24 protein-coding genes are annotated in these 25,921 nt (G+C 42.3%); 14 read left to right on the top strand and 10 right to left on the bottom strand.

The features are described from left to right. Positions 1-7: 7 nt before the first annotated feature. From ACFFRD_RS06890 to ACFFRD_RS06880, 3 genes are all read left to right on the top strand, one after another. Positions 8-3,379, top strand: coding sequence for a PAS domain S-box protein (locus tag ACFFRD_RS06890; protein WP_392480910.1), 3,372 nt, complete (start codon positions 8-10; stop codon positions 3,377-3,379). 103 nt (positions 3,380-3,482) lie between these two features. Next, complete coding sequence (locus ACFFRD_RS06885) at positions 3,483-3,860, top strand: response regulator transcription factor (protein WP_114086157.1); 378 nt, start codon at positions 3,483-3,485, stop codon at positions 3,858-3,860. A 398-nt stretch (positions 3,861-4,258) separates the two neighbouring features. Beyond that, positions 4,259-5,035: a PEP-CTERM sorting domain-containing protein gene (locus ACFFRD_RS06880; protein ID WP_392480909.1), complete on the top strand. Its 777-nt coding sequence runs from the start codon at positions 4,259-4,261 to the stop codon at positions 5,033-5,035. A gap of 297 nt (positions 5,036-5,332) precedes the next feature. Here the strand turns inward: ACFFRD_RS06880 and ACFFRD_RS06875 are convergent, their stop codons facing one another. Further along, positions 5,333-6,313, bottom strand: coding sequence for an aldo/keto reductase (locus ACFFRD_RS06875; protein ID WP_392480908.1), 981 nt, complete (start codon positions 6,311-6,313; stop codon positions 5,333-5,335). A 517-nt stretch (positions 6,314-6,830) separates the two neighbouring features. Here ACFFRD_RS06875 and ACFFRD_RS06870 point away from each other — a divergent pair. Beyond that, positions 6,831-7,925, top strand: coding sequence for a phosphotransacetylase family protein (locus ACFFRD_RS06870; RefSeq protein WP_163934832.1), 1,095 nt, complete (start codon positions 6,831-6,833; stop codon positions 7,923-7,925). A gap of 41 nt (positions 7,926-7,966) precedes the next feature. On the opposite strand, the gene ACFFRD_RS06865 is transcribed toward ACFFRD_RS06870, so the two are convergent. After that, on the bottom strand, positions 7,967-8,245 hold the full coding sequence (locus tag ACFFRD_RS06865) for a monooxygenase family protein (protein WP_392480907.1): 279 nt from the start codon (positions 8,243-8,245) through the stop codon (positions 7,967-7,969). A 123-nt stretch (positions 8,246-8,368) separates the two neighbouring features. Between ACFFRD_RS06865 and ACFFRD_RS06860 the strand changes: the two genes are divergently transcribed. The 3 genes from ACFFRD_RS06860 to ACFFRD_RS06850 all read left to right on the top strand — a co-directional run bounded on the left by ACFFRD_RS06860 (position 8,369) and on the right by ACFFRD_RS06850 (position 9,930). Beyond that, complete coding sequence (locus ACFFRD_RS06860; RefSeq protein WP_179073639.1) at positions 8,369-8,872, top strand: DNA recombination-mediator protein A; 504 nt, start codon at positions 8,369-8,371, stop codon at positions 8,870-8,872. Between the two features lie 86 nt (positions 8,873-8,958). Then, complete coding sequence (locus ACFFRD_RS06855) at positions 8,959-9,357, top strand: MAPEG family protein (protein WP_392480906.1); 399 nt, start codon at positions 8,959-8,961, stop codon at positions 9,355-9,357. Positions 9,358-9,438: 81 nt separating this feature from the next. Beyond that, positions 9,439-9,930 carry a YajQ family cyclic di-GMP-binding protein gene (locus tag ACFFRD_RS06850; RefSeq protein ID WP_114086052.1) on the top strand — a complete coding sequence of 164 codons (492 nt, stop codon included), beginning with the start codon at positions 9,439-9,441 and terminating at the stop codon, positions 9,928-9,930. 49 nt (positions 9,931-9,979) lie between these two features. Here the strand turns inward: ACFFRD_RS06850 and ACFFRD_RS06845 are convergent, their stop codons facing one another. After that, positions 9,980-10,537: a glutathione S-transferase family protein gene (locus tag ACFFRD_RS06845; RefSeq protein ID WP_114086051.1), complete on the bottom strand. Its 558-nt coding sequence runs from the start codon at positions 10,535-10,537 to the stop codon at positions 9,980-9,982. A 6-nt stretch (positions 10,538-10,543) separates the two neighbouring features. Further along, complete coding sequence (locus ACFFRD_RS06840; protein ID WP_392480905.1) at positions 10,544-11,008, bottom strand: hypothetical protein; 465 nt, start codon at positions 11,006-11,008, stop codon at positions 10,544-10,546. 491 nt (positions 11,009-11,499) lie between these two features. On the opposite strand from ACFFRD_RS06840, the gene ACFFRD_RS06835 reads away from it, so the two are divergent. Continuing rightward, a complete protein-coding gene (locus ACFFRD_RS06835) occupies positions 11,500-12,237 on the top strand; it encodes a tetratricopeptide repeat protein (RefSeq protein ID WP_392480904.1) in 738 nt (245 codons plus the stop codon). Between the two features lie 312 nt (positions 12,238-12,549). On the opposite strand, the gene ACFFRD_RS06830 is transcribed toward ACFFRD_RS06835, so the two are convergent. Together ACFFRD_RS06830 and psaM are read right to left on the bottom strand one after the other, a co-directional pair. After that, positions 12,550-12,960 (bottom strand): hypothetical protein, encoded by a 411-nt coding sequence (locus ACFFRD_RS06830; RefSeq protein ID WP_179073637.1) that lies wholly within the window; start codon positions 12,958-12,960, stop codon positions 12,550-12,552. A gap of 253 nt (positions 12,961-13,213) precedes the next feature. Next, positions 13,214-13,303, bottom strand: coding sequence for a photosystem I reaction center subunit XII (gene psaM, locus ACFFRD_RS06825; protein ID WP_040630342.1), 90 nt, complete (start codon positions 13,301-13,303; stop codon positions 13,214-13,216). Positions 13,304-13,503: 200 nt separating this feature from the next. Here psaM and ACFFRD_RS06820 point away from each other — a divergent pair, with 200 nt between their 5' ends. The 3 genes from ACFFRD_RS06820 (at position 13,504) to ACFFRD_RS06810 (ending at position 17,145) form a co-directional block, all read left to right on the top strand. Further along, positions 13,504-14,772 carry an FGGY-family carbohydrate kinase gene (locus ACFFRD_RS06820; protein ID WP_392480903.1) on the top strand — a complete coding sequence of 423 codons (1,269 nt, stop codon included), beginning with the start codon at positions 13,504-13,506 and terminating at the stop codon, positions 14,770-14,772. A gap of 447 nt (positions 14,773-15,219) precedes the next feature. Then, a complete protein-coding gene (locus ACFFRD_RS06815; protein WP_392480902.1) occupies positions 15,220-15,825 on the top strand; it encodes a hypothetical protein in 606 nt (201 codons plus the stop codon). A gap of 261 nt (positions 15,826-16,086) precedes the next feature. Then, positions 16,087-17,145, top strand: coding sequence for a BMP family protein (locus tag ACFFRD_RS06810; RefSeq protein WP_392480901.1), 1,059 nt, complete (start codon positions 16,087-16,089; stop codon positions 17,143-17,145). Positions 17,146-17,211: 66 nt separating this feature from the next. On the opposite strand, the gene ACFFRD_RS06805 is transcribed toward ACFFRD_RS06810, so the two are convergent. From ACFFRD_RS06805 to ACFFRD_RS06795, 3 genes are all read right to left on the bottom strand, one after another. Then, a complete protein-coding gene (locus ACFFRD_RS06805) occupies positions 17,212-18,582 on the bottom strand; it encodes a DUF3370 domain-containing protein (protein ID WP_392480900.1) in 1,371 nt (456 codons plus the stop codon). 204 nt (positions 18,583-18,786) lie between these two features. Beyond that, positions 18,787-19,221 carry a hypothetical protein gene (locus tag ACFFRD_RS06800; RefSeq protein WP_012410997.1) on the bottom strand — a complete coding sequence of 145 codons (435 nt, stop codon included), beginning with the start codon at positions 19,219-19,221 and terminating at the stop codon, positions 18,787-18,789. 161 nt (positions 19,222-19,382) lie between these two features. Then, positions 19,383-22,367, bottom strand: coding sequence for a valine--tRNA ligase (locus ACFFRD_RS06795; protein WP_392480899.1), 2,985 nt, complete (start codon positions 22,365-22,367; stop codon positions 19,383-19,385). A gap of 58 nt (positions 22,368-22,425) precedes the next feature. Between ACFFRD_RS06795 and ACFFRD_RS06790 the strand changes: the two genes are divergently transcribed. From ACFFRD_RS06790 to ACFFRD_RS06780, 3 genes are read left to right on the top strand one after another with little or no spacing between them, the layout of a single operon-like run. Next, positions 22,426-22,866, top strand: coding sequence for a GxxExxY protein (locus tag ACFFRD_RS06790; protein ID WP_392480898.1), 441 nt, complete (start codon positions 22,426-22,428; stop codon positions 22,864-22,866). Between the two features lie 47 nt (positions 22,867-22,913). Beyond that, the gene (locus ACFFRD_RS06785; protein ID WP_392480897.1) at positions 22,914-24,179 is read left to right on the top strand and encodes an MFS transporter; all 1,266 of its coding nucleotides are present in this window, start codon (positions 22,914-22,916) and stop codon (positions 24,177-24,179) included. A gap of 14 nt (positions 24,180-24,193) precedes the next feature. Then, the gene (locus tag ACFFRD_RS06780; RefSeq protein ID WP_392480896.1) at positions 24,194-25,150 is read left to right on the top strand and encodes an N-acetylglucosamine kinase; all 957 of its coding nucleotides are present in this window, start codon (positions 24,194-24,196) and stop codon (positions 25,148-25,150) included. A gap of 26 nt (positions 25,151-25,176) precedes the next feature. Here the strand turns inward: ACFFRD_RS06780 and ACFFRD_RS06775 are convergent, their stop codons facing one another. After that, positions 25,177-25,917 carry a dienelactone hydrolase family protein gene (locus ACFFRD_RS06775; protein WP_392480895.1) on the bottom strand — a complete coding sequence of 247 codons (741 nt, stop codon included), beginning with the start codon at positions 25,915-25,917 and terminating at the stop codon, positions 25,177-25,179. Between the last annotated feature and the right edge of the window lie 4 nt (positions 25,918-25,921).

The following is a 25,921-nucleotide window of genomic DNA, read 5'->3' as shown; positions in this document are numbered from 1 at the left end:
CTTAACCATGTTTAAGCAACTTGATGAATATAACAGTCAGCTATTTGAACAATGTCCTGTTGGGCTAGTACTATACCGAATAGATGGGACGCTAATTAATACTAACCTTGCCTATGCCGCTATTTTGGGGCGCACTGTTCCAGAAACCCTGAATCTTAGCTACTGGCAAATTACTCCTGAAAGCTATGCTGCCTCTGACCAAGCTACCCTAGAGAAGCTAGAACAAACTGGTCGCTACGGCCCCTATGAGAAGGAGTTAATCCACAAAGATGGGCATCTGGTTCCGGTCAGAATCTCTGGACTGATGATTGAGAAAGATGGGGAGCAACTGATCTGGTCTAGTGTGGAGGATATCAGCGACCTTCGACGCATTCAGCAGGAACGCCAACATAATGAACAAATCCTGAAACAGAGTGAAGCCCGATACCGCTCTCTGGTGACAGCTAATACACAAATTGTCTGGGTAAGCACACCAGAAGGAATTTGCTTTGAACTGGCAAGCTGGATAGCTTATACAGGTCAAAGTCTAGCTGAAGCTGAGAATGGGGGATGGATTAATGCTGTTCATCCTGACGATCGCGCCTACACCGGAGAAGTCTGGAGTGCTGCCGTGGCAAACCTGAGTATGTATCAAATTGAATACCGAATTTGTGGCAAGGATGGCAACTATCGCTACTTTTGGGTCTGGGGTGCGCCCGTTATAGAAGAAGATGGCAGCGTCAAGGAGTGGATTGGCACCTGTACCGATATTCACGATCGCAAGCTGGCAGAAGCCGAAAATCAGCGTCTTAAAGAGAGATATCGCTCGTTAGTAACTGCTACTTCACAGATCGTCTGGGGAGCTACCCCAGAAGGACTGGGAATAAGCAAAGAAATGATCACCTGGATGGACTATACGGGGCAGAGCGAAGCTGAAGTTGAGGGTTGGGGCTGGATTGATTCAATTCACCCCGATGACCGTGCCAGTTCCACAGAAGTTTGGAATACTGCTGTGGTAAACCGAGCTATCTACCAAACCGAATATCGGTTGCGTAGCAAAGATGGCACATACCGCTACTTCTCTGTCTGTGGTGCCCCTGTCCTGGAGAAAGACGGCAGCATTCGGGAATGGATTGGCACCTGTAATGATATTCACGATCGCAAACAAGCAGAAGCTGAAAATCAACGTTTATTGGATATGTTGAATCATTCCAGCGATGCCATCATCGTCCGTGACATGAGCGACAAAATCTCTCACTGGAATCAAGGTGCCGAAAGACTCTACGGTTGGACGCGTGAAGAAGTAAAAGACCAATGCATTCAAACATTTATCAAAAAAACCTTTCCAAAACCAAAAGAAGAAATCATCGCAGAGTTATTAGAACAAGGTAATTGGGAAGGAGAAGTGCAACACCTCACCCATTTTGGCAAATTGATTATCGTCCAGAGTCGATGGACATTGCAACGAGACATCGATGGTCAGCCCTGCGCGGTGCTAGAAATTAATACCGATATCACTGCCCGCAAACAAGCAGAAATTTCTTTGCGGCAACTGAATCAAGAACTGGAAGCCAGAGTTGCAGAGCGGACAGCTGCCCTGCAAAATACCTTAGCAGAAGCACACGGATTAAATGCCATTTTAGATAACTTAGCAGACGGTTTGTTAGTGGCAGACACCGCAGGACAAATTACCCACTTCAATCCTGCCTTTTTAGCTATGTATGAATTGACAGATACCTCTGTCAACGGTCACTACCGAGAACTGCCAATATCTGGTTTAGCAGAACTGGTTGCCCGAACTCAATCTCATCCCGGAGAGGTATTTTCTGCTGAAGTTGCGCTGACGAAGGAACGTATTGGTCAGGCAGTGGCAACCGCTATTTTCAAAAAGACGGTAGAGCAAGAACCCCCTACCTGCTTCGGTTCTGCGCTTCTGATTCGGGATATAACGGCAGAAAAAGAGATTGACAAGATGAAAACCGACTTTATCTCAACAGTTTCCCACGAACTGCGAACGCCACTAACTTCTGTTCTCGGTTTTGCATCGATTATTAAAGAAAAGCTAGAAACCGATGTATTCCCAATAATTTCTACTGAAGACCGCAAGCTTCAGAAAACGATTAAGCGGGTGGCGGATAATCTTAACATTATTGTGTCGGAAGCAGAACGACTCACATCTTTGATTAACGATGTCTTAGACATCGCCAAGATGGAAGCAGGTAAGGTGGAATGGCAGATGCAGCCGCTCGATCCCAGCGAATTACTGGATTGGGCAACCAATTCTACCGCCGGATTGTTTGAAACCAATGGCTTGCAGTTGGTCAGCGAGATAGAACCTGGACTGCCTCAGATAGTAGGCGATCGCAACCGTTTGCTGCAAGTTTTAATTAATCTGATTTCTAATGCCGTTAAATTTACCGAATCTGGTTGTGTTACCTGCCGCGTCAAACAAGGAGACGACGGTGTTTGCATCAGCGTCATCGACACAGGCATTGGAATTGCACCAGAAGATCAGCCAAAAGTGTTCGAGAAATTCCGCCAAGTTGGTGACACCCTCACCGACAAACCCAAAGGCACAGGGTTAGGGCTACCCATCTGTAAACAAATCATCGATCATCATGGCGGTAGAATTTGGGTTGAAAGTGAACCAGGGAATGGCAGTATATTCTCATTCATCATTCCCACCTACACCAGCGATCAAAAAACCACTGCTAATCTGAATCTGGATACGCTAGTCAAACAACTTAAAGAACACGTCATTACCACAAGCCCAGTGGTGAACAAAAACCGTAAAACCATTTTAGTTGTGGATGATGACGCTAACATTCGGGAACTGCTTCGTCAACAACTAGAAAATGAAGGCTACAACGTTCAGGAAGGAAAGGACGGCGTGGATGCAATTCATCAAATTAAAATAGCCCGTCCCGATCTGATTCTCTTGGACGTGATGATGCCCCAAATCAACGGTTTTGATGTGGCAGCTGTTCTCAAGAATGATCCTCAGACCGCAGACATTCCGATCATTATTTTGTCAATTATTGAAAACAAAGAACGGGGCTACCATATTGGTATTGATCGCTATCTCACCAAGCCCATTAATACAGAGAAACTCCTCAACGAAATTGGCTCACTGCTTTACCAGGGTACTTCTAGTAAAAAGGTATTAGTTGTAGATAAAAATGCATCAGCTTTAAAAACCTTATCCGATGTACTACAAGCTCAGGGATACAACGTGATTGAAGCCTCTAATCCGCAAGAATGCATAAATAAAGCTCTGTCAGCCAAACCTGACATGATCATCATCGATTCTATCTTCTCTCAAGAAGGTGATTTGGTGAAAACCCTACGGTTTGAGAAAGAGTTAGAAAATGTATTTTTTATTATGCTGTCTGAGCAGTAATCGTTTCTCGCGGGGAATGGGGAATGGGAGATGAGGAGAATAACCAGTACCCAATGCCCCCAATTCCCAGTGCCCAATGCCCAATTCCCAATCCCTAATTACTATGACTCATAAAATTCTGATTGTTGACGATGAACCCAATATCTTGATTTTGATGGAACAAGCCTTAGAAGCATTAGAAGACGAGGGCGTAGAACTTCTAACTGCTAGAAATGGAGAAGAAGCTCTTGAAACTATTAAAACTGAAAAACCAAATCTAGTTTTTCTCGATGTAATGATGCCTAAAATGAACGGTTTGCAAGTCTGCCACATTGTTAAACATGACTTGGAAATGACTGACATCTACATTGTAATATTGACAGCTAAAGGACAGGAATTTGATAAACAAAAAGGGATTGAGGTTGGTGCAGATTTATACCTAACTAAACCATTTCGACCCAAAGAAGTACTTGAAAAATCAAGGCAGGTGTTGGGATTTTGAGTAAAATTATGAATAATATTAAAGCTTACGTATTAACAAGAAATACCAAGTATAGATGATTTGAAAACCGTCTTCTTCAGATGAAGAATCGTTGATAGATGCTCAAACACACAGGGGCGGCACGAACAATATAATTTCTAACTCAGCCATAAGAGAGTGGCTGAGTTAAAAGCACTTTCAATTGCCGACTACACGTAATAGCCCTTACGTGTAAATATTGGCTAAGTATACTGCAATTTAAGGTAAAAAATAGTTTAGTAATTATAAATAAAAATACTGTAAATGTTCGAATTCTTTCCAGTTAAATATATCTAATATTCAATACTACCCTGTGTAAACTTATACAAGCTTTATCGGCTATTGCATAACATAGATTTACACGCAATCAATTCAAGAATATGAAAAAATTTCTGGGTGTTTTAATGGTTTCTAGTCTAGTAGGACTAGGAGCATTCTCTACCGTTAACAAAGCTCAAGCCGCATCCCTGACAATCGATCCTACAGACACCTTTTTGAGAACCTACGCTGACACAACTTATTACCAAGGTGTGAATACTGTTGCTGGTAACACTAAAGCCATATCCCTAGCAGATTTGGGTTTGAAAGGTGGCGACTCAATCAGCCTGAATATTTCTGGTAAATTTAACACGAGTGTTTGGAATCCAGGTCAAAGGAGCGACATGATAGGGGTATTCAGTACCTCAGATCAGCTCCTTGATACATCTTCTAAACAACGTGTGGTTGATGCTGTAGCCCTCAATCAGCAAGATGCCAATCAATATGACTACACTCAGAACACGTGGACTTCTAACACTTTGTTTGATTCTACCGCCTCCCCAGGCTCTACCTTTGACCCTGGCAAAAATGCTTATATGTGCAGTGATGCAACCCTGAGTGACCCTAACAGAATCTGCGGTCAACAAACATTATTTGATGGTGTTTTTGGTATCTTCGGTGAGACAACACTTACAATTCCCACCACAGCGACTTTTTTGTTCCTAGCTGTGAACGATGTTTTTTATAGTGACAATACTGGAAGTATATTGATAGACATTGACAAAACAGGAACTGTGGATAATCAGCTTTCAGTCCCAGAACCTAATACTGTTCTTGGTGTGCTGGCAATGATCGCACTAGCATTGAAAATGAAACGCAAGCAACAAATTGCTAAATAACCCTCTTCTGTCACTCTCCGAAAACTTTTGCCATACTGAAAAACCATATATGTCATAGGGGCAATACCCAACGATAAGCCGCTTTGCATCTACATAAATTGCCCCTACAGCGCAGGTCTATTTACCATCCAAAAATGATTAATAAAAACCTGAAATGACATACTTACCTTGATTCACAACATAATTATTTTGTGTAGTGCCTAAATCCTAGCTTTTTACCTGCGTAGGCGTAGCCCGTCGTAGACATCGCACTACTACGAACAATCGGCACAAATCGGGTTACATTTCGTTAATGGATCAACGGTTAACAGTACTCATGTCAGGGTAGCGCTCACCTGCTGCTACACCTTTTGGTGCCACTGCTTCCAGTCGATTCAACTCTTCTTCAGTCAGGGTAATATCGGTAGCTGCAACATTCTCCTCTAAATAGGTACGGCGTTTTGTACCAGGAATTGGCACAATATCTTCTCCTTGAGCCAATAGCCATGCTAGTGCAAGCTGACTAGCAGTTACTCCTTTTTCGGTGGCAATTGCCTTCACTTGCTCAACTAATTTCAAGTTCTTATCAAAATTCTCACCTTGAAAGCGAGGTGCATTTCTGCGATAGTCATCAGGTGCTAGATCGTCAAGTTTAGCGATCGCACCTGATAAAAACCCTCTTCCTAATGGGCTATAGGCAACAAACCCAATTCCTAATTCCCGCACGGTAGATAAAATTTCATCCTCTGGCTCTCGACTCCAAAGAGAGTATTCTGTTTGCAATGCTGCAATGGGGTGAACTGCTACAGCGCGCCGAATCGTCGCCGGAGCAGCCTCTGAAAGCCCTAAATAACGCACTTTTCCTTGCTTTACTAACTCCGCCATTGCTCCGACAGTATCCTCAATGGGTACGGTTGTATCTACCCGATGTTGATAATAGAGGTCAATCACTTCCACTCCTAGACGTTTGAGTGAGGCATCGCAAGCTTGATGGACATATTCGGGTTTGCTATTAACTCCTTTAAAACCACCATCTTCAGTGCGGACATTGCCAAATTTGGTTGCTAATACTACTCGATCTCGACGATCTTTAATTGCTTTGCCTACTAGTTGCTCATTAGTAAAAGGCCCATACATATCGGCAGTATCAAGAAAATTAACTCCAAGTTCCAATGCTCGATGGATTGTAGCGATCGCCTCATTTTCATCACGACCACTATAAAACTCAGACATTCCCATGCAACCAAGTCCGATAGTTGAAACTTCTAACCCAAGTTTTCCTAGTTTTCTGGTTTTCATCAAATAATCTCCTAGTCAGTAATTGGTCAGAAAAAATCAACTCTTTCAGCATTATCCCTTTCCCTATCACTCAGCCATCTACACTTAGAAGTATTTCCTGAGAAAAGTAATTAAAAAATATATTTATCATCGAACTTACGCAAAACCTGAGCCAAAAAGAAAGATTTTTTCTTAGGGCAATTCATGTAGACGCATTCGCATTAGCGAAGCGGTAGCGACGTTAGGAGCGTCAGCGTCTCGTAGAGAAGCAGATACTCCACAAGTTCTCCAACGGATTACCCGCAGGGTATCGCCCCTCCCGCGCGTGTAATTTTGCGTAAGTCCTATAAACAGACAGAATTGATTCTGACCAAAAAAGCCCATAGTTCAGTGATAACGAGTCTGCTTACCCCTGCTTATTTAGAAGATAATTATGGGAAACCTTAATTTGTGAGAGCGAAAGGCTTTTGCCAGAAGGAACTAGAATTAGGAAACACCTAGCTGGGTTCTTCTGAATTTTGAAATTAGGAGTGCATGTGTGCCAAAATCCCCTAAATATTTGCTGATTGGATCAACCGAGACTTACAGCGGTAAATCTGCAACTGTTCTGGGTTTGTCTCATCAGCTACAGCAAAAAGGACTGGATATTACCTACGGTAAACCGCTTGGTACGTGTCTAAATTCGTCTAGTGGAACCGTAATTGAGGAAGATGTCCAATTCATCGCTCTTAGCCTCAATTTGCCGGAAAACCGTGTTGCACCTACAATGCTGGCTTTGGATGAACTCAATGTGCAAAAGCGCTTACGAGGGGAAGACAAAACCGATTATCAGCAGTCCCTAATACAGCAATATTTACAAATGTCCCAAGGAGATTTGGTATTACTGGAGGGGCCTGGTGATTTTTCTGAAGGCAATTTGTTTGACTTGTCTTTGCTGCAAATGGCTGAAGTGTTGGATGCTGGCGTGCTGTTAGTAAGCCGCTATAAATCGTTACTTTCGGTTGAGGCGCTATTGGCTGCTAAAGGGCGTGTAGGCGATCGCTTGATGGGAGTTGTGATCAATGATATCCCTGTCACCCAACTAGAAGCGGTTAACACTCTCTTGCGTCCGTTTTTGGAACAGCAAGGGATTCCCGTGTTAGCTATGCTGCCGAGTAGCGATTTGCTCCGCAGTATTAGTGTTGGCGAACTGGTGAAGCAGTTAAAGGCTGATGTTCTTTGTCGCAACGATCGCATGGATTTGTTGGTGGAAAGTCTGGCAATTGGAGCAATGAATGTCAACTCTGCTGTCAAGTATTTCCGTAAACGCCGAAATATGGCAGTGGTGACAGGAGGCGATCGCGTAGAAATTCAGCAAGCCGCTTTGGAAACTTCTACCCAATGTTTAATTCTCACCGGGCAACTACCACCGCCGCCATTCATTCTCAGTCGTGCTGAAGAACTAGAAATCCCCATTTTATCTGTTGACTTAGACACTCTCACCACTGTAGAAATTGTTAACCGTACTTTTGGGCAAGTCCGTCTCCACGAGCCGATTAAGGTTCAGTGCGTTCGCCAGTTAATGTCTGAGCATTTTGACATTGACCGCTTGTTATCGAAACTGGGTTTAACTCCCGCAGCAGCATTGTCTTAGCCTCATCAACTCAAATAATTGAGATCATCAATGCTCACTTATCAGTTAGGAGGCTGTAGTACTGGTAAAGGCATAACCGGCTCGTTGTCACCTCCCAGGCGACGACGGGCTGTTTTCCTCCGCCCCATAGCTGGGACGTGCTTAGTAGCAGCAGCTAATCCAAAAACAGGCATATTTCCGTAAATCGCTTCATACCTTCCCGGTTCGATTAAATAAGTTTCCTGCCAAATACCAACACTACCAGCAGTACCAATGGCTCGATTAAACTTCTGCCAAGCTTTTAGGTGTGCATCAGCTGGATTTCTGGCAAAACGCTCCAAATCCTCAAGCGATTATTGAACCAAACAGTCGAAAAATTGTAGCAATGTCTAACTCAAGTTTTCCTCGCATCTACACGCTGTTTGGTAAAATATCTGGGTCGTTTAATCGGATTATGTCTATCTTTGAGCCAATCAACAGACCTTATTAACCTAGACACATTAGCGCAAGAACTGGCGACCATCCAGCAAACGGGTTCTAAAAGAATCGCCTTGTTGGGTTCTCGTCACGTTCCGATTACGCACCAGAATCTTATTGAAATGATGACTTATGCCCTAGTTTTATCGGGTAATCGCATCATTACTTCTGGTGCTACAGGTACAAACTCAGCGGCCATCAAGGGAGCAATGCGGGCTGATGCAAATTTGTTGACAGTGATTTTACCTCAAAGCCTGGAACGCCAGCCTTTGGAATCGCGCCAGCAACTAGAACAGGTAATGCATTTAGTGGAAAATCCCAGTAATGATAATCTGTCCCTTGCTGAAGCTAGTTACCTGTGTAACAAGGAGATTGTCTCCCGTTGCCAGCAACTAATCTGTTTTGCGTTTCACGACAGCCGCACCCTGTTGCAAACTTGTCAAGATGCAGAAGAACAAAGAAAAGTGGTAACGCTTTTCTACTTTGATTAGTCATTTGTCATTTGTCTTTTGTCATTTGTATTTGACTCATGACCAATGACTGATGACTGATGACTAATAACCAACAACAATAAGTAATGATAATTTTTTTGTACTCGATTGCTGCTGCTGTCGTTCTGATTTACCTGCCATTTTTGGTAGTAGCTTATGCCCGTGTGCGTATTGGCAAGGAAATGCTTGCTACTCCTCGCGCCATGTTTGATAAATTGCCGCCTTATGCCCAACGAGCTACTTGGGCACATCAGAACACCTTTGAAGCCTTTATGGTATTTGCCGCAGCCGCATTAATGGCTTACGTAACTGGTGTAAATTCTTTTACGGGGCAAATAGCTGCGATCGCCTTTGTGGTGGCTCGTTTCCTATACTCGATTTTTTATATTTTGAATATACCCCTTTTGCGATCGCTCATGTTTGCCATTGGTATGCTTGGCTCTACCACTCTCATCTTCTTGAGCATTATCCAAGCTACTAATTAAGCGGGGAATGGGGAATGGGGAATGGGAAAAATTTTTCCAAAATCCAATCCAAAATCCAAAATCTAAAATCTAAAATGTTTTATGGCTTCTACATTTTCCTTTGACATTGTGAGCGACTTTGACCGACAAGAGTTGGTTAACGCCGTCGATCAAGTGATACGAGATATCAAAGGTCGTTACGACCTCAAAGACACTCAAACTACTGTCGAGTTGGTCGAAGAAAGCATTAACGTTAGTACTGACAGCGAGTTTACGTTAGATTCTGTACATACCATCCTGCGAGAAAAAGCCGCCAAGCGTAACCTCTCCCAGAAAATCTTTGATTTTGGCAAAGTTGAATCAGCTAGCGGTAATCGCGTCCGTCAAGAAATCAAACTCAAAAAAGGCATCAGTCAGGAAATCGCCAAACAAATTTCCAAATTGATTCGAGACGAATTCAAAAAAGTACAAGCCTCAATCCAAGGTGATGCTGTGCGGGTTTCTGCCAAATCTAAAGATGACTTACAAGTAGTAATGCAGCGCCTGAAACAAGAAGACTACCCAGTTGCTTTGCAATTTACAAATTATCGTTAAAAGATTCGTAATTCGTAATTTAATTCTTAATTACGAATTACGAATTATTCTAACCCTGTCCGCCAATACTTTTTTGAAATGCCGGACGCTCAGATAACTGCTTGATATAGTTCAACACCTCTGGGTAAGGGCTGAGGTCTAGCTTCAGCATGATGGGAATATAACTCAGAATAGAACCCACTCCCACATCAGCAACAGTGAACTCATTACCCAGCAAAAAAGGCTGCTTACTGAAAATTTCATTTAACGCATTCAACAAGCGGGGCATTTCTCGCTCCCGATTTGCTTCTACAAAAATCCCTGTAGCTAGGGTAGAATTGCCAAATAACACCCACTGGGAAAATACAGCACGTTCCTCTAATGAAAGTGGACTTTTACTGTACTTCTCGGCAAGATACAGCAAAATTGCCCCAGATTCCCAAAGCTGAAAATCCCCATCAACAATTGCTGGAACTTTACCAACTGGATTAATTGCCAAATATTCAGGCTTAAGGTGTTCACCCGCCTGCATATCGAGTTTGACGAATTCGTAAGGAACTTGTATTTCCTCTAAATACCATTGAACAATTGAGGCCCGACTACGAGCGCCACCGTAAAGTTTGAGCATAATTACTTAAAGAACTTTGTGAGTGTGAGAATGTTGTTTAACGTTATCTTCTTTTGTTACAACCCTAGCGGCATTTAGCACCCGTTTGCGCTCAATGGAATACTTGAATTCAGTGTAATTTGTGCCTAATGGAATTAGGGATTTTGCAGATTCACGCCGCTTGTATGTACGAGCTGCTGCAAATACTCGCGGCACAAATTCCTCTCCAAACTGAGCCGACTCTGGGAAGCCATCCGGCAGGAATTGTGAATCGCCATCCAAGACAGATGCCAAAGTCGTTGCATGAGCCAGCTTATAGGAGGTAGGAATGCCTTTTAAAAGCGCTTCCAAAGCCGCAGAAGGAATCGGTTCTATGACTTCGATTTGATAAACTTCTCCATCTTCTTTGACGAAGCAGGTTGCCAAGCCGAGAACAATGTAGTCATCGGTTGCTAAATCAGGGGCATTGGGATAGGAAATTGCAGTTGTCATTAGAAAATTTCTCAAAACTTAAAAATTAAATCTAGATGCTGGGGCATTGGGCATTGGGCATGGGGCATTGGGCATTGGGCATTGGGCATTGGGCATTAGTTCTTTATTCTTTCTCCCCCTGCTTCCCCTGCTCCCCCTGCTCCCTCATCTCCCTTGTCCCCCTCTGCCCCTCTCCCCTCTTTCTCATCTCTAAAAGAACGGCTTGTTGGCATTCTACCAATTTGTCGCTCTCACTACCTGACTAGTCTTTGAGATTGACATCTGCTATTTCTGGAATTGACCTCTGGGATCAAGTATCCATCATTAGGTTTGAGGAGCAATTGTTTATTTAGGACGTATCGTATATTTTTCTTGTGCGGCTAGGTAAAGTTCTCTCTTTAGATGGCTTTTTTGTAACCCTAAATACCTTACAAATAGACACAGTGGTAAAAGCACTACCGAGCAAAAACTAGAATTTAATTTTACAAAGCAGGGATTTCAGGCAGGGAAAGATGAATATTCACTCATTTTTAGCTGACGATGACCAGCAAAGAAAGCAATATAAATGTGTTTTAAATAATACAAGTAAAGTCCAAGATCATAAGAAAAACGATCGCAGTGCATCTGCTTTAGGGAATAACTACTTACGCTCTTTTGCTTTGAAGTCGGCTCAAGAAGGTGACTATGCTGAGGCGATCGCACTTTTAAGCCAACTCATTTACAGCCGTCCGCACAATGCCGTTGATTACAACAACCGGGGACTAATTTATTTCCAAAGTGGTGAAAGGCAAAAAGCGCTTTACGACTATAACACCGCCCTGAAACTTAATCCCCATTTGGCTAGTGCTTATAATAACCGGGCAAATTACTATGCAGCTTGTGGCGAATTAGCAACAGCACTTGCCGACTACGATCAAGCCATTGATTTGAATCCTGGCTATGTTCGGGCGTGGATTAACCGAGGCATTACCTGGCGTGACCTGGGGCGATACGAGGAGGCAATTGAGAATTTTGAGTTAGCACAGCTTTTCGGTCAACTAAAAGGTCATATCTGGGCTGAACGCGGCAGAACTTACCATCTTTGGGGTGACTGGAATTGTGCGATCGCTGATTATCGTCGTGCCCTCACCCAACTGCCTGCTCTCGAAACAACTAGGGACTTTACTGGTTCTCACTTGCGTTTACAAATCGAAAATTGGCTAAACGATTTGTTATCTCCTGAGCATCCTACTGCCTATTTGGTAGATTAGTTCTAAGTAAGTCGGCACAATAAAACCAAATTGCGTGAAGAAAAGTAAACAAGGCTCAAGCCCTTTTTTACTGCTCCTTGTCCCCTGGCTGATCCCAAGGATAATTATTTACGCCGACCTACTTACTGGGAATTCAAAATTCAAAATAATTGATTAAATTTTGAATAGGATTTTACTAATAGATGATAACTACATAGCTATTCAAACATTAGCTATTAACCATTATTTATTAGCAATAATATAAATTAGCACCCGGTTTTTACGTAGCCAAAATCACAAGAAACCTAAATAATGCCAAATTCGCCATTTAGCTTAAGGTGATGACTCTGTTTGTTCATCTTCTCTAAGATCCTTATTCATCAACACGACCCGACGCTGATTAGGAGCAAATCGGAATCCTTGTTGTTGCATAATTCTTCTAGTTTGCTGAGGATCAAAGTTACGGCTAAATTCCACCTGTAAACCATCGACATGTACTTCCATCAACTTGACTTCAGTATTAATTTCTCGCAACTTTTCTTGCTGTAACCAATGATGGGGCAAAAGTTGTGCTAAAGCAGATGCTGCTACGGCTGTAACTACAAGATTAACCGCTATCTTGGCTGTGCTTTCTAGTGCCATCACCTGGTAAGAACGTTGACGAAGATGCCGCTTTGGTCGAGGAATGACCCGGCGTTTTTGTATAGGTTGTAACGGTGGTCTGGAGGGTTGAATCGCGTTCATGATGCTAAAAGATAACCTCGCTTAGTGAAGGTAAGCACTGTAAAAGCCCTCTGGCGATAATTACTGCTTGATTTAGCTGTCATATTACTTCATTTTTTTGAAATAGCTACAAGTGTTGCACCAGTTAAAAAATAACCTGGCTTACGTAAGTGCTAGTTTCTTCGCTACTGATGGCATAACGCCAAAAGAAGAAAGGAAATTGCACCCCGTACTGCCAGGATTATTAGCTTTTCAACTGTGTCACATCGTAGCCTTATTTGTAAAGTTCTGTGGCTAATCGCCAAGCTAGAACTCCTGGAATCAGCGCTACAACTAGAGCGATGTAGACTTGAGTGTCTGAGATGGAAGATATCTGAGCGATGTACAGAGTATCTAAGATAGGCATGGCTGAAAACCTCCTAACCTGAATAGATTTTGAACAGTTCGTTTACTACTTTTCCTTGTTTTGCCAGAATTGTGGAATATCTTGTTACAAGATGCAACAAAAGCAGTTATTAGTCAGTAGTCCTTATTTATTCTCTATTAAAAAAATTTATAAAAATTATGAATTTGTATTTGGGTATCGACTTCGGTACATCTGGCGCACGCGGCGTGGTAATTGACGAGGAAGCCTATTGTATTCAGGCTGAGGTGAGATATCCCTTCCAAGACTCAACAGCCACCGTTACGCCAAAAATTTGGCAGGAGGCTTTATTTGTACTGCTGGAACAAATACCTGACCAATTGCGGCGAAAAATTAAAGCGATCGCCATTAATGGTACTTCTTCGACCGTCTTGCTTGTTGATGCTGCTGGCAATCCAACAGACGTACCAATGATGTATAACGATGCGCGGGGATCATTGCTGCTAGAGCATTTGAGGAGTATAGCACCCCCCAATCATACTGTGTTGAGTGCCACCTCCAGCCTCGCCAAACTTTTGTGGATGAGGCAATTACCCTTTTTTAGTGAAGCTAGATATTTTCTGCATCAGGCAGATTGGCTGGGGTTTCTCCTACATGGACAGTTGGGAATTAGCGATTACCATAATGCTTTAAAGCTGGGTTATGACGTGGAAGAGTTGAAATACCCAGAATGGCTAGAAAAACTGCAAATACCGATTCAGCTACCCAAAGTTTTAACTCCTGGTACTCCCATTGCCGAATTACGTCCTGAAATTGTGGATAAGTTTGGTTTTAGCCGTGATTGTCTGGTATGTGCAGGTACAACTGATAGTATCGCGGCTTTTCTCGCCAGTGGTGCAAAATTACCTGGTGAAGCCGTGACTTCCCTTGGTTCAACATTGGTACTAAAGTTATTAAGTCGTACCCGTCTAGAAGATGCCAGATATGGAATTTACAGCCATCGGTTGGGTGATTTGTGGCTGACTGGTGGTGCTTCTAATACTGGAGGTGCAGTACTTCAGCAATTTTTCACCAACGCTGAGTTAGATAGCCTTAGCCGTGAGATTGATCCATCAATTGCCAGCGAGTTAGATTATTATCCGTTGTTGAAGGTAGGCGATCGCTTTCCAATTAATGATCCCAATTTAGCCCCACGTTTGTCACCACGCCCAGATAACCCAGTGGAATTTTTGCATGGGTTGTTAGAAAGTATTACCCGCATAGAAGCACGAGGGTACGAATTATTACAGCAAATGGGAGCAGACAAGTTAAGCCGTGTTTATACTGCTGGCGGTGGTGCGGCTAATGATACTTGGACTACGATTAGAGCGCGTTATTTGCAGATTCCTGTAGTACCGTCAGTGTATACAGAAGCTGCTTACGGAACGGCGCTGTTGGGTATGGAAGGCGTGAAAAAGAGTAACGTGTAACTATCTTTTCGTAGATATCTTCTAAATCAGTATCTATCCCAGTGACAATCGACATATCTCAGACCATACTGGGATGATTAGATACCGGACTATAGATTCCAGGTTAATGATCTGGGCAGCTATTCGGGGATGGGTGCTTCGCCACAAGCGAATGTCATCTATCCCCTTTACTAATTTATTGGTGTGAGTTCTGAGGGATTAAGAGAAAAAGTTTTTTTAAGAAGGTTTGACCTGTGCGATCGAGATTATCATCTAGGGAAAATGTGAGGCTGCGGACTCGAATTTGATCGCTTTTAATATTTAGTGGGTGTGTCAAGTCTTTGGGGTATATCAAAAAGGCTTGTTCGCATTTGATTGTGTTGGCGTAGCTTAAGGCTAAAATGATGCGACCAAATTTTAGTTTGATTTATAGATGATACGATCGCAGTAAAAGTACTTTAGAGAACTATGACAATAAAAAAGCGCATTGAGCTTAATCAAGGATGCTTCCTTAATCCGGCAAATAAAAAGATAGTTATCAATTTAGCAAGTAAAGATATTTTAAATTTAATCACACAAGAATTAAAAACTCGTTATTCCCCAGAAACTCAAAAGCAAGCACTTGAAGAGCGTTCTCAGTTGTTGCCGAATTTCGTATTTCAAGAATTATTAAAACGTCAAGAGGAGCTAGTAAACGTTAACCCAGATACTTTAATAGTGGTTAACTGTAAGATCACAGAAGCAGAAGTCGATGAGTTAGAATTTAATTTAAGTGTCGAAGCATATTTTGTAATTGGAGATACAACAGGTCAAAATCATTTTCGGGCTAATAGGATAGTACTTTGGTCGAATATATGGGGTGATGATGAACAACTCCTTTTCGATTTAGAAGATGAACTAGGCGAAAAATTCTGGACAGATTATCAAATTCAATTGCTCTTTGATGAAGAGAATCAGCCAACAATTGAATTAGAAGTATCACAAACAGATGATTATGCAGCAAGATTAGAATTTTCCCCATCTCTTCAAGAGTTTTTACCATCCATAGTTCCCTTTACGGTTAATGAATTATAAAATTTATTCTCCGTATTGATTATCAGCCAATCACTCAGAATGGTAATCCCGGCTCTTCAGGGCTGCAAATGAGTTATTTACGATTGACTGGTGGTTTTATAAGTAATAAAATATCGTATAAATCACTGCTGTCTTCAAACAGTCAAGGTAATGCGATGATTTTGCTGAATTTATAAATTCGGGAGAAATTGTTTCCAAAATAGCACCTACGACTTTAGAGTGTTGAAATAACTCAAATAACTATTTATCTGAAGGCGAGGTATGACAACAAACTTTAGTCGGCGTGAATTTATCTTGTTTGGTTCAGCCGCGTTTGCTACCAGCTTAGTGGTACAAGCTTGCAGTAATAAGCCGACGACACCAACAGCGACAACAACAGGTGGTACTGAAGGGTTTAAAATAGCGATCGCTCTCCCTGGGATGATTACTGACAAAGGCTGGAATCAATCTGGTTATGAAGGAATCAATCTAGCAAAACAAAAGCTAGGTGCAGAAACTGCCTATGTCGAAAAAGTAGCACAAGCAGATCAGACAGAAGTATTAACAGATTTTGCTCGTAAAGGCTACAATCTCATCTTCGCGCATGGCGGACAATTTGATGCCGCAATTGAACAAGTCGCCTCACAGTTCCCCAACACATTTTTTGTGGGAGTAAATGGTAATCTCAAGGGTGAGAATATTGCTTCTTTACGAATAGATCACCTACAAGCTAGTTATTTATGTGGCATTATCGCTGCTTTTGTAACTAAATCTAATAAATTGGCTTATATTGCTGGAGAGAAGTTTCCCGCTACCGAGGGAGAACTGCGGGGATTTGAATTAGGGGCAAAGTCTGTTAAACCAAATATCCAAATTACTTCTACTTTTACAGGTGATTGGGATGATGTTTCTAAAGCGAAGGAAGCAACTCTGGCATTAATTTCTTCTGGGGCTGATGTCATCTATCAATGGTTAGATAATGCTTCAGCCGCAGTTTTACAAACAGCAGGTGAAAAAGGAGTATATGCTTTTGGTAACACCAAGGATCAATTAGACGTTGCACCAAAAGCTGTTTTAACCAGTGCTGTCAAACGCTTAGATTTAGCCATAGCTTATATAGCAGAATTAGCCAAGCAAAAACAAATCAAAGGACAAATATATACAATTGGTTTAGAAAGACCAGATATATTATTTTTAGGGAAATTTGGAGCAATCATACCGGAAGCAGTTAAGCAAAAGGTATTGAATGCAAAGCAAGAAATTGTTAATAAAAAAATCGTTTTTGAAGACTGCAAAGAGGCTGGTAAGGATACACGCTGCTTGAAGAAAGCAACAACATAGGTTGAGTAGACTACTTTGATAAAGATGGATTGGAAGGAATGCAAGTCCTGCTTTCTTTGCTTTGCCTTATTTTTGGTCTACAGTTTGAATTGTCAGCATTTGAGGGGGTGTAGCATCTGGTGGGTAGAGAAAATCTACTTTTACCATTCGCAGCTGGCCTGGAGACATTTTTAATTGAGCAAGCGGTTCTCCCATCTGTCCCCGTTGTTGAACTAAATGCCAATATTGGGTTCTGGGTAAGCCATTATCGTCATTGTAGCGAATACGAACTGTGCCTCGAAAAAAGACGGATGGTTGGGGTGGTGAAAAAAAGCGAAGCCCAGGTTTACTTAAGTCGTCTTCTTTAATAGGTGTTTGAAAAAGCACATTTACAGTTTGTGGTTTGGCGGTATTGTTGATTAATGGTAGCGAGATGTTATATTCAATACCGTAGTTGCCGTGAGCTTCGTAAGCAGTACCAGGATAACGCACCGCGAGTTTGGCAGTTTGGTTTTGTCCAGTACCCATTTTGCCTGCTAAAAGGGTACTTAAACCGTATGAAAAAGCTTGTCCTGAAGCAGGAATTGTCAGGTATGAACTATTGGAGTCGGTAACTTGTGCTTGCCAACGAGAGCCGACAGCTACCGCTGCTACCCGACCGTAAATTTCTGCTGTGGCTGTAAGATTATTTGGAGGGCTAGGAGCAGGTTCACGCGGCCCCGCAAAATCACCATTTTCTAACAAGTTTTCCCATTCTTTTAAAGTGGGCGCTCGTTCAGTAGCATCTGGATTGGGTTTGGCAAACATAGCTAGGTTCGCCATATAAACTGGACTATCACTGTACAAACGCAACAAAGTAGAACGTCCATTTAATGGCGGTTTTAAAGGACGCACTGGAATTGGATGATTCATTAACATCCGGCTTTGTTTTGGTGGAATTACTAACTGCGCTGGCCATCCTGACTGCCGTTTTCCTCGTAGCACATCATTCATGACGCGATCGCCAGGCCCAGCGTAAATGTTTCCCGAATTATTTGACTGTATGGGGGGAAGTTTGAGAAAAGGTGCATCAGGTTGACTAACATAACTGGCTGCTTGCAATATGTTTATAGTTGCAGGGCGATCGCTTGGATTGTAAACAATCACCCCTAAATAAAGAGTCCGCAAATCATTTGGAGTCTCAATGGCTCGAGCAATATGATGAGAAAACAAATCAAAGCGTCCCTTCCATAAAAAGTTCAGGTGTGCGCTTGGCACTTTTTTGCCTTGAGGAGGAAATGTAGACAGCAGAATACCTTCACTCTGAACTACTTCTGGGTTATTACTGTTAAATACTGGTATTGCATCAAGATGGCCAGGTAAAGGTCTTGTTTGTTGCGGAATGAAGATTTCCTGGGGTTCAGATGCTGGAGAAAGTGCTGCTTGAGCCAAAAGCAAATAGGAAATAAAATTAAGCATTTATTCGAAAAGCAATTTATCGGTGAAGTTAAGAATACAGCATACTTGTACTAATTCTGTATGATGTTGCGCTTTATTCACCTATGCCATATAAGTCAATACAGTTCAGTTAAGCATTTCTTTCTTCTCTTTGCGTCCTTGGCGGTTCGTTAAAAAAATTGACTTTGACAAAGAGCTTTAGCCTTAACTGAACCATATTGGCTTTTAACTTTCCTGTTGGGGATAACCGTTTTTCTCACGTTTGAGGCTTTCTTCTAAGGCTTGAATTTGTTCACGACGAGCTTCCAATTCTAAGGAACGCCTCGCTAAATCTTGGTTTTGCAACGTCAAGGATTGCCGCCAATGTTCTGCTCGCTCGGCTTCGTGCTGCAAAAACTCTGGGGTAATGCCGATGGTGAGGTAGTTTTGTACCAAATGGAGTACCCAGTTGGTAGCGTCTTCTATTCTTTCAATGTCGCCTGTTGAGGAAAGTTCTACTAAAACAAGCAAGTTCTCACTCATGTTCTTTCCCTTTCCTAGCAGAATGAAAGCCTCTTCTGGAATTATCGCCCACAAGTTATCAGCTTCTTGACGCGCCAACAAGCGTAACTGGTGCTGGTCTAAAAAATCGTTTTTACGCACCTGGGCTAGATATAGCATGAGGGTCGCTTCGCTCCAATTAAAAATTAAAAATTAAAAAAATTTAATAAAATAATAAGTCCCAGAATTGATATTTGGATCTTGTTAATTGGTAATGGGTAATTGGCATTATTAACACTCCCATTACCCATTACAGTTATCCTAGTCCACGCAGGCTATGCCTACATTAACCCCTGAAGGCGATCGCGCAAAATTTCAGCTTGCTTTTGTGCTTCTGCTAAGGCTTCCCGCGCCCCTTGTACCACGTCAGGTCTAGCTCTATCTACGAAACTAGGATTGTTTAATCTGGTACTCAGGGATTGAACTTCGGCTTCAGCTTTACTCAAGCTTTTTTCTAGCTTGGCACGTACAACTTCAATATCTACCACACCGCTTAGAGGAATTAGCACTTGTATTGTACCAATTACACCTGCGATCGCATTTTCTGGTTCTTGTGGTTGTTCTAATTCTCTCTGCGGGAAAAAGCGCCCCCATAACCTAACTCTCGCTTGAGCAGTGAGTAAATTTTGGCTAACAAACCAAGCTGTGTAACCAAAACCAACTAATTCAAAGAAAGTTCCGACAATGGGAATGTCATCAATGGCATTTCCCGCAGCTAAACCCAATCTACCAAAGACAATGGCCACAAAAATTAAGCCAATTATCTTCAAACCCCTCTGAGGTTTCTTCGCAGCAACAATTTGGCTTTTTTCTTTGTCAGTAATGGTTAAAGTCTCAACCTTCGCCAAATCTTTAATATAAGACTGTCCAGCAGTGAGAATTTCCCGCTCCTTCTCGCTTTCAGTTTGCAAATTCGCTGTCACTTTTACCCCTGGCTTAATATCCGCTTCTGCGCGCAGATTCCGAATTGTGCGGATAGTAGCAATCAGTAATTCAAACTGTTCTTCTAAAGCTGGATCAATTAGGTTTGCATCTATCTGGGGATAGATTTGCAATGGTAAAGTTTGCGGGGAATCTGCTGGTTGTTGGGTGAGAGTTTGCCAAATTTCTTCGGTAATATGAGGCATCAACGGATGAAGCAGTTTTAAAATTCCTTCTAATATGTAGCCGAGGGTTTGCTGTGCTACCCGCCGCGATACTGGATCGGCATCTGCTTGCAATCTGGATTTCACCAGTTCAATATACTGATCGCAGAAATCACCCCAAATAAACTCATAGAGTCCTTTTGCTGCTTCCCCTAACCCGTAATTATCGATGTAATTGCTGGTTTGTTTGATAACTTGATGATACCGCGAGATAATCCAGCGATCGCTCAATTCTGTGGCTACTGGGTTCCCCAATTGTTGCGGTGTCTGTCCATCCAAATTCATCATCACAAAGCGAGCAGCATTCCACAACTTATTTGCAAAGTTGCGTGATGCCTCCACCGATGCCGATTCATCCTTTTTGCGATCGTACTCTAGCCGGATATCTTGACCAGCGCCAGCCACTTCTCTAATTAGGGTATACCGCAGGGCATCAGTACCATATTTGTCAATTAATAACAACGGGTCAATGCCATTACCTTTGGTCTTTGACATCTTCTGACCTTTTTCATCCAGCACCAAGCCGTGGATGTAAACTGTTTGGAAAGGCATTTGCTGCGTAAAATGCCCAGCCATCATGGTCATTCTGGCTACCCAGAAAAAGATTATGTCAAAGCCTGTCACCAAAGTAGTAGTTGGGTAGTAAGTCGCTAAATCTTGAGTTTGTTCTGGCCAGCCTAAAGTCGAAAACGGCCAAAGTCCAGAAGAAAACCAAGTATCTAATACATCTGGGTCTTGTTCTAGCTTGACATTCTTGCCAAATTGTGATTTAGCTTTTTCCCAAGCTTCAGTTTCCGACTTTGCCACTACAAACGGCGTGTTATCAGTAATTTGTCCATCCGTTTCACTGATAGCGTACCAAGCCGGAATTTGGTGTCCCCACCATAATTGGCGAGAGATACACCAATCTTTGAGTTTTACTAGCCAATCACGATAGACCTTAGTCCAGCGTTGAGGGACAAACTCTGGAGAAGTTTGCTGGTCGAGGAATTCGAGACTGTTGTCAGCTAAGGGGCGAATTTTGACGAACCATTGAGTTGAGAGGAGGGGTTCAATAGGTACTTTACCGCGATCGCTGTAGGGAACGGTATGCTTATAATCTTCTATCTTCACCAAAAAGCCATCTGCTTCTAGGCGAGAAACCACATTTTTTCTAGCAACAAAGCGGTCTTGTCCTTGAAATTCCCCAGCATTGGCGTTGAGAGTGCCGTCTTTATTCATAATGTTGATTAACGGCAGATTGTGACGCTTACCCATGTCAAAATCGTTCGGGTCATGGGCGGGAGTTACCTTCACGCAACCCGTGCCGAAAGTCGGGTCAACAAATTCATCGCCAATAATGGGAATTTCTCGTTGTAGAATTGGCAGAGTTAGAGTTTTGCCAATGAGATGTTTGTAGCGATCGTCATTGGGATTAACTGCTACAGCCGTATCACCCAGCATCGTTTCTGGTCGAGTTGTCGCTACCTCTACAAAACCGGAACCATCGGTGAGGGGATAGCGGAAGTGCCAGAGATTTCCATTCACCTCTTGATTTTCAACTTCCACGTCAGACACAGCCGACTGAGAGGCGGGACACCAGTTAACTAAATATTCTCCACGATAAATTAAGCCTTCTTCGTAGAGGCGAGTAAACGCCTCGACAACAGCTTTAGATAAACCCTCATCCAGGGTAAACCTTTCCCGTGACCAGTCAACCGAGACACCCAAGCGTCGTAGCTGATTCAGAATCGTTCCCTCAGACTCAGCCTTCCATTGCCAAGCGCGTTCTAAGAATTTTTCGCGCCCCAATTCGTAGCGAGTCTTACCCTCTGTTTTGAGTTGCTTTTCCAGCATACTATGGACAGCAATGCTGGCGTGGTCAGTTCCGGGTAGCCATAGGGTATTGCGTCCCTGCATCCGGTGGTAGCGCACAAGGGTATCAATTAAGGCACTTTCAAAGGCGTGACCCATGTGTAAGCTGCCTGTGACATTGGGGGGGGGAATGACGATGCAGTAGGGTTCGCCGCCTTTGTTGGGGTCAGCTTTGTAAACTTGGTTGTCTTCCCAGAATTTTTGCCACTTGGCTTCAGTGGAAAAGGGGTCGTAGAGACTGGGGAGATTGGGAATGGTTGCGGTCATGCGGGAAAACTAAGGAAGGACTCTAATAAATTTTGCCACAGGGTTGGAGAGGGATTATATGGAAACGAACCGCGAAGGCGCGAAGTACGCGAAGGAAGAGGAAAGAAGGATGAGGCAGCTTGGTGATAAACCGGAGCAGCTAGCGTATGCTGTGATTGGCGCAGCGATTGAGGTACATAGGGTGTTGGGGCCAGGGTTTTTGGAGGAGGTGTATCACAAGGCACTGAAACTAGAATTTCTAATGCGTGGGATACCTAATAAGTCTAAACATCCAGTAGCAGTGGAATATAAAGGACATCCTGTTGGCGAAGGACAATTAGATTTTCTCGTTGGCGATGTTGTAGTTGTTGAATTAAAAGCCGTTCAAAATTTAGCTCCCATCCACGAAGCTCAAGTCCTCTCATACCTCAAAATGACCAAACATCCCCTTGGTCTTCTCATCAACTTTAACGTCCCCATCCTTAAACAAGGCATCAAACGCATTATCCTCTCTTCTTAACTCTTCCTTCGCGTACTTCGCGCCTTCGCGGTTCGTCCCCCAAATCCATGAAACACCAAACAACCTCCCCTTGGACATTCATCCCCACCCTATATTTCACCTCCGGCATACCTTACATCATCATCAACACAGTTTCCGTAATCTTTTACAAAAAACTCGGAATCGATAACGCCCAAATTGCCCTTTGGACAAGCTTCCTCTATCTACCTTGGGTCATCAAAATGTTTTGGGGCCCAATTGTTGATACTTACTCTAGCAAACGTAAATGGATACTTTATACCCAATTTGCCATGTTTTGCTGCTTGGGTTTGATAGCCTTCTCCTTACAACTGCCAAATTTCTTTTTTATCTCCCTCGCAACATTAACAATAGGAGCATTTATTTCTGCAACTTATGACATTGCCACAGATGGCTTCTACCTCCTCGCTTTATCTCCAGAACAACAAGCCTTCTTTGTCGGCATTCGCTCACTATCTTATAGAATGGCTGTTATCTTCGGTTCTGGAATATTAGTAGTCTTAGCAGGTCAGCTTGAAGTATCTCTCAACAACATTCCTTTAAGTTGGACTATTGCTATTGGATTCTCAGCTTTAATTTTAGCAATCCTGTTTATTTCCCATCGCCTATTTTTACCATTACCGGAATCTGATAATCAACGACAAATACAAGTTAGAGAAAATATACCATTTTGGTCAATCATTAGCTCATATTTTGCTCAAGATAAAATTATCAGTATTTTAGCCTTTATCTTGCTATACAGATTTGGCGAAGCGATGCTTGTCAAGATAGCTTCTTTGTTTTTATTGGACAAACCAGAAGTAGGAGGTTTAGGGCTATCAACGTCAGATGTCGGGCTAGTATACGGTACTTTTGGGGTAATATCCCTGATTTGTGGAGGAATTTTAGGAGGCTTGCTAATTTCAAAATATGGATTAAAAAAGTGTCTATTTCCTATGGCTTTGGCATTAAACTTGCCTGATATATTTTATGTATATATGGCTTATGCTAAACCTTCGTTAAAATTAATATATCCCTTGGTTTCATTAGAACAATTTGGCTATGGTTTTGGATTTACGGCTTTTAGTGTTTATTTAATGTATATTTCCCAAGGCGAATATAAAACTTCTCATTTTGCCATATCCACTGGCATTATGGCTTTAGGAATGATGCTACCTGGATTAGTTAGCGGTTATCTCCAAAAATCTTTTGGCTATCCATTATTTTTTATCTTGGTTTGTTTGTTTACTATTCCTGGAATGATTGCTATCTTTTTTATTCCTTTGAAGGAAGAATTAAAGCGTCTAAATCAGTAATATTATTACAACCCATGAGTTATGTTTTAGGAATAGATGGCGGTGGTAGCAAGACTGTTTGTGTCTTGATGGATGATTTGCGTCAAGTGCTAGGTTACGGTGAAGCAGGCCCATCTAATTATCAAAGTATAGGTATCGAAGCCACTCTACAATCTATTCAATCTGCAATTAAAAATGCGGTTGAGGCAGCAATAATTACAAATTCTGTGAATATTGATGCGATATGTTTGGGTTTAGCAGGTGTAGGTCGTGCAACAGATATCGAAGTCGTGAAAGGTTTAGTTAAAGAGTTACAGAATAACAAATTGCTTATTAATTGCGCGTTACAACCAGCGAATATTGTAATTTGTAATGATGCTTTAATTGCTTTAGTTGGTGGAATTGGCCAGCCTGTAGGAATTGTGGTTGCAGTAGGTACTGGTTCGATAGTTTTCGGACGAAATCATGAAGGACATACGAAACGGGTCGGTGGCTGGGGTTATATTTTAGGAGATGAAGGTAGCGCCTATAAAATTGCGATCGCAGGCATGAATGCAGCATTAAAATCTTATGATGGACGAGAAATATCAACGAGTTTGATAGAGGGTTTCACACAGCATCTTGATTTGGAAAGTATAGAAGATTTAATAGAAGTAGTATATCGGCGAGAATGGGGAGTTAAACAGATTGCAGCTTTAGCACCAGTTGTAGATTTGGCAGCAGCTTCAGGTGATATTGTAGCAAATATTATCATTGATGATGCTGTAAAAGAGTTAGTAAAAGCTACATCTACAGTAATTGATGCAATTTTTAGTGCTGACTCAATTTTAGAAGTAGTCACAACGGGAAGTGTATGGCGTGGTAGATGCAAGATCCATGAAAGATTTGCAGCGTCTCTTGTTAAGAAGTTTCCTAATGTAAAGGTGATTTTTCCAAGGTATGAACCTGCTTATGGTGCTGGGTTATTAGCTTTGCAGAAAACTCAAAATTGACGCGAAGAAAGCAATAATAGGAGTTTTCAGTTTGCAAATATGCGTCCCAAAAAAGTTATTATTTCAGACCAAGCTGCGGTGGTAGCACTAGAATCATAACGATAACCGTCGTCGCGCATGAATGTATGTTCTGCTTCATACAAGAAAACTTGGTGAGGTATATTAGCATTCTCAATTGCTTTTATTATGGTTTGGCGATCGCTATCTGGTATATGAGGATCAAGAGTACCGAACACCATTAGCATCTCACCTTTGATTTCACTTACCCTCTGGATTGTATCAGCTACCTGTTTACCCAGTTTACCACTGGGAATCCCAGTCGGGTAACAGCAAACGGCAGCCCGAATTTCGCTTTGAAATGCTGCGCGGAAGGCTAAATGTCCACCAATACAAAAGCCTAAAGTGCCTATTTGATTTGGAGAAACTGCACTCTCTCCTTTCAGAAATTCAATCACAGCAAGGCAATCGGCATCATAATCAGCTACGGAGGTTCGACGCGCATCGTCATTTCCCCGCATCCTTCCCAGATCGTCTGGCTCTATTACTAAACCAACTGGCTCAATTCGGTGAAAAATTTCTGGTGCTGCTACTACATAGCCATATCCTGCTAAGTAGTTCGCTAGACGAATCATTGCATCACCCAACTGATAAATATCACTGTAGAAGACAATACCAGGGTATTTTCCTGCTGCTTTAGGAGCCGCAACATAAACACGCATTAAACTGCCATCGACTCTTAACTCAACGTTGCGCTTAGTAATTTGCACTTTT

This window comes from Nostoc sp. C110 (assembly GCF_043099725.1).
GTDB classification, from domain to species: domain Bacteria; phylum Cyanobacteriota; class Cyanobacteriia; order Cyanobacteriales; family Nostocaceae; genus Nostoc; species Nostoc muscorum_A.
This window is presented reverse-complemented; position numbering and strand designations above follow the sequence as displayed.

What these genes read in the sequence shown, in the direction of transcription:
- ACFFRD_RS06890 (WP_392480910.1), top strand. Translation starts at nt 8, where the DNA reads ATGTTTAAGCAACTTGATGAATATAACAGTCAGCTATTTGAACAATGT.
- ACFFRD_RS06885 (WP_114086157.1), top strand. Translation starts at nt 3,483, where the DNA reads ATGACTCATAAAATTCTGATTGTTGACGATGAACCCAATATCTTGATT.
- ACFFRD_RS06880 (WP_392480909.1), top strand. Translation starts at nt 4,259, where the DNA reads ATGAAAAAATTTCTGGGTGTTTTAATGGTTTCTAGTCTAGTAGGACTA.
- ACFFRD_RS06875 (WP_392480908.1), bottom strand. Translation starts at nt 6,313, where the DNA reads ATGAAAACCAGAAAACTAGGAAAACTTGGGTTAGAAGTTTCAACTATC.
- ACFFRD_RS06855 (WP_392480906.1), top strand. Translation starts at nt 8,959, where the DNA reads ATGATAATTTTTTTGTACTCGATTGCTGCTGCTGTCGTTCTGATTTAC.
- ACFFRD_RS06850 (WP_114086052.1), top strand. Translation starts at nt 9,439, where the DNA reads ATGGCTTCTACATTTTCCTTTGACATTGTGAGCGACTTTGACCGACAA.
- ACFFRD_RS06845 (WP_114086051.1), bottom strand. Translation starts at nt 10,537, where the DNA reads ATGCTCAAACTTTACGGTGGCGCTCGTAGTCGGGCCTCAATTGTTCAA.
- ACFFRD_RS06840 (WP_392480905.1), bottom strand. Translation starts at nt 11,008, where the DNA reads ATGACAACTGCAATTTCCTATCCCAATGCCCCTGATTTAGCAACCGAT.
- ACFFRD_RS06835 (WP_392480904.1), top strand. Translation starts at nt 11,500, where the DNA reads ATGAATATTCACTCATTTTTAGCTGACGATGACCAGCAAAGAAAGCAA.
- ACFFRD_RS06830 (WP_179073637.1), bottom strand. Translation starts at nt 12,960, where the DNA reads ATGAACGCGATTCAACCCTCCAGACCACCGTTACAACCTATACAAAAA.
- ACFFRD_RS06820 (WP_392480903.1), top strand. Translation starts at nt 13,504, where the DNA reads ATGAATTTGTATTTGGGTATCGACTTCGGTACATCTGGCGCACGCGGC.
- ACFFRD_RS06815 (WP_392480902.1), top strand. Translation starts at nt 15,220, where the DNA reads ATGACAATAAAAAAGCGCATTGAGCTTAATCAAGGATGCTTCCTTAAT.
- ACFFRD_RS06810 (WP_392480901.1), top strand. Translation starts at nt 16,087, where the DNA reads ATGACAACAAACTTTAGTCGGCGTGAATTTATCTTGTTTGGTTCAGCC.
- ACFFRD_RS06805 (WP_392480900.1), bottom strand. Translation starts at nt 18,582, where the DNA reads ATGCTTAATTTTATTTCCTATTTGCTTTTGGCTCAAGCAGCACTTTCT.
- ACFFRD_RS06800 (WP_012410997.1), bottom strand. Translation starts at nt 19,221, where the DNA reads ATGCTATATCTAGCCCAGGTGCGTAAAAACGATTTTTTAGACCAGCAC.
- ACFFRD_RS06795 (WP_392480899.1), bottom strand. Translation starts at nt 22,367, where the DNA reads ATGACCGCAACCATTCCCAATCTCCCCAGTCTCTACGACCCCTTTTCC.
- ACFFRD_RS06790 (WP_392480898.1), top strand. Translation starts at nt 22,426, where the DNA reads ATGGAAACGAACCGCGAAGGCGCGAAGTACGCGAAGGAAGAGGAAAGA.
- ACFFRD_RS06785 (WP_392480897.1), top strand. Translation starts at nt 22,914, where the DNA reads ATGAAACACCAAACAACCTCCCCTTGGACATTCATCCCCACCCTATAT.
- ACFFRD_RS06780 (WP_392480896.1), top strand. Translation starts at nt 24,194, where the DNA reads ATGAGTTATGTTTTAGGAATAGATGGCGGTGGTAGCAAGACTGTTTGT.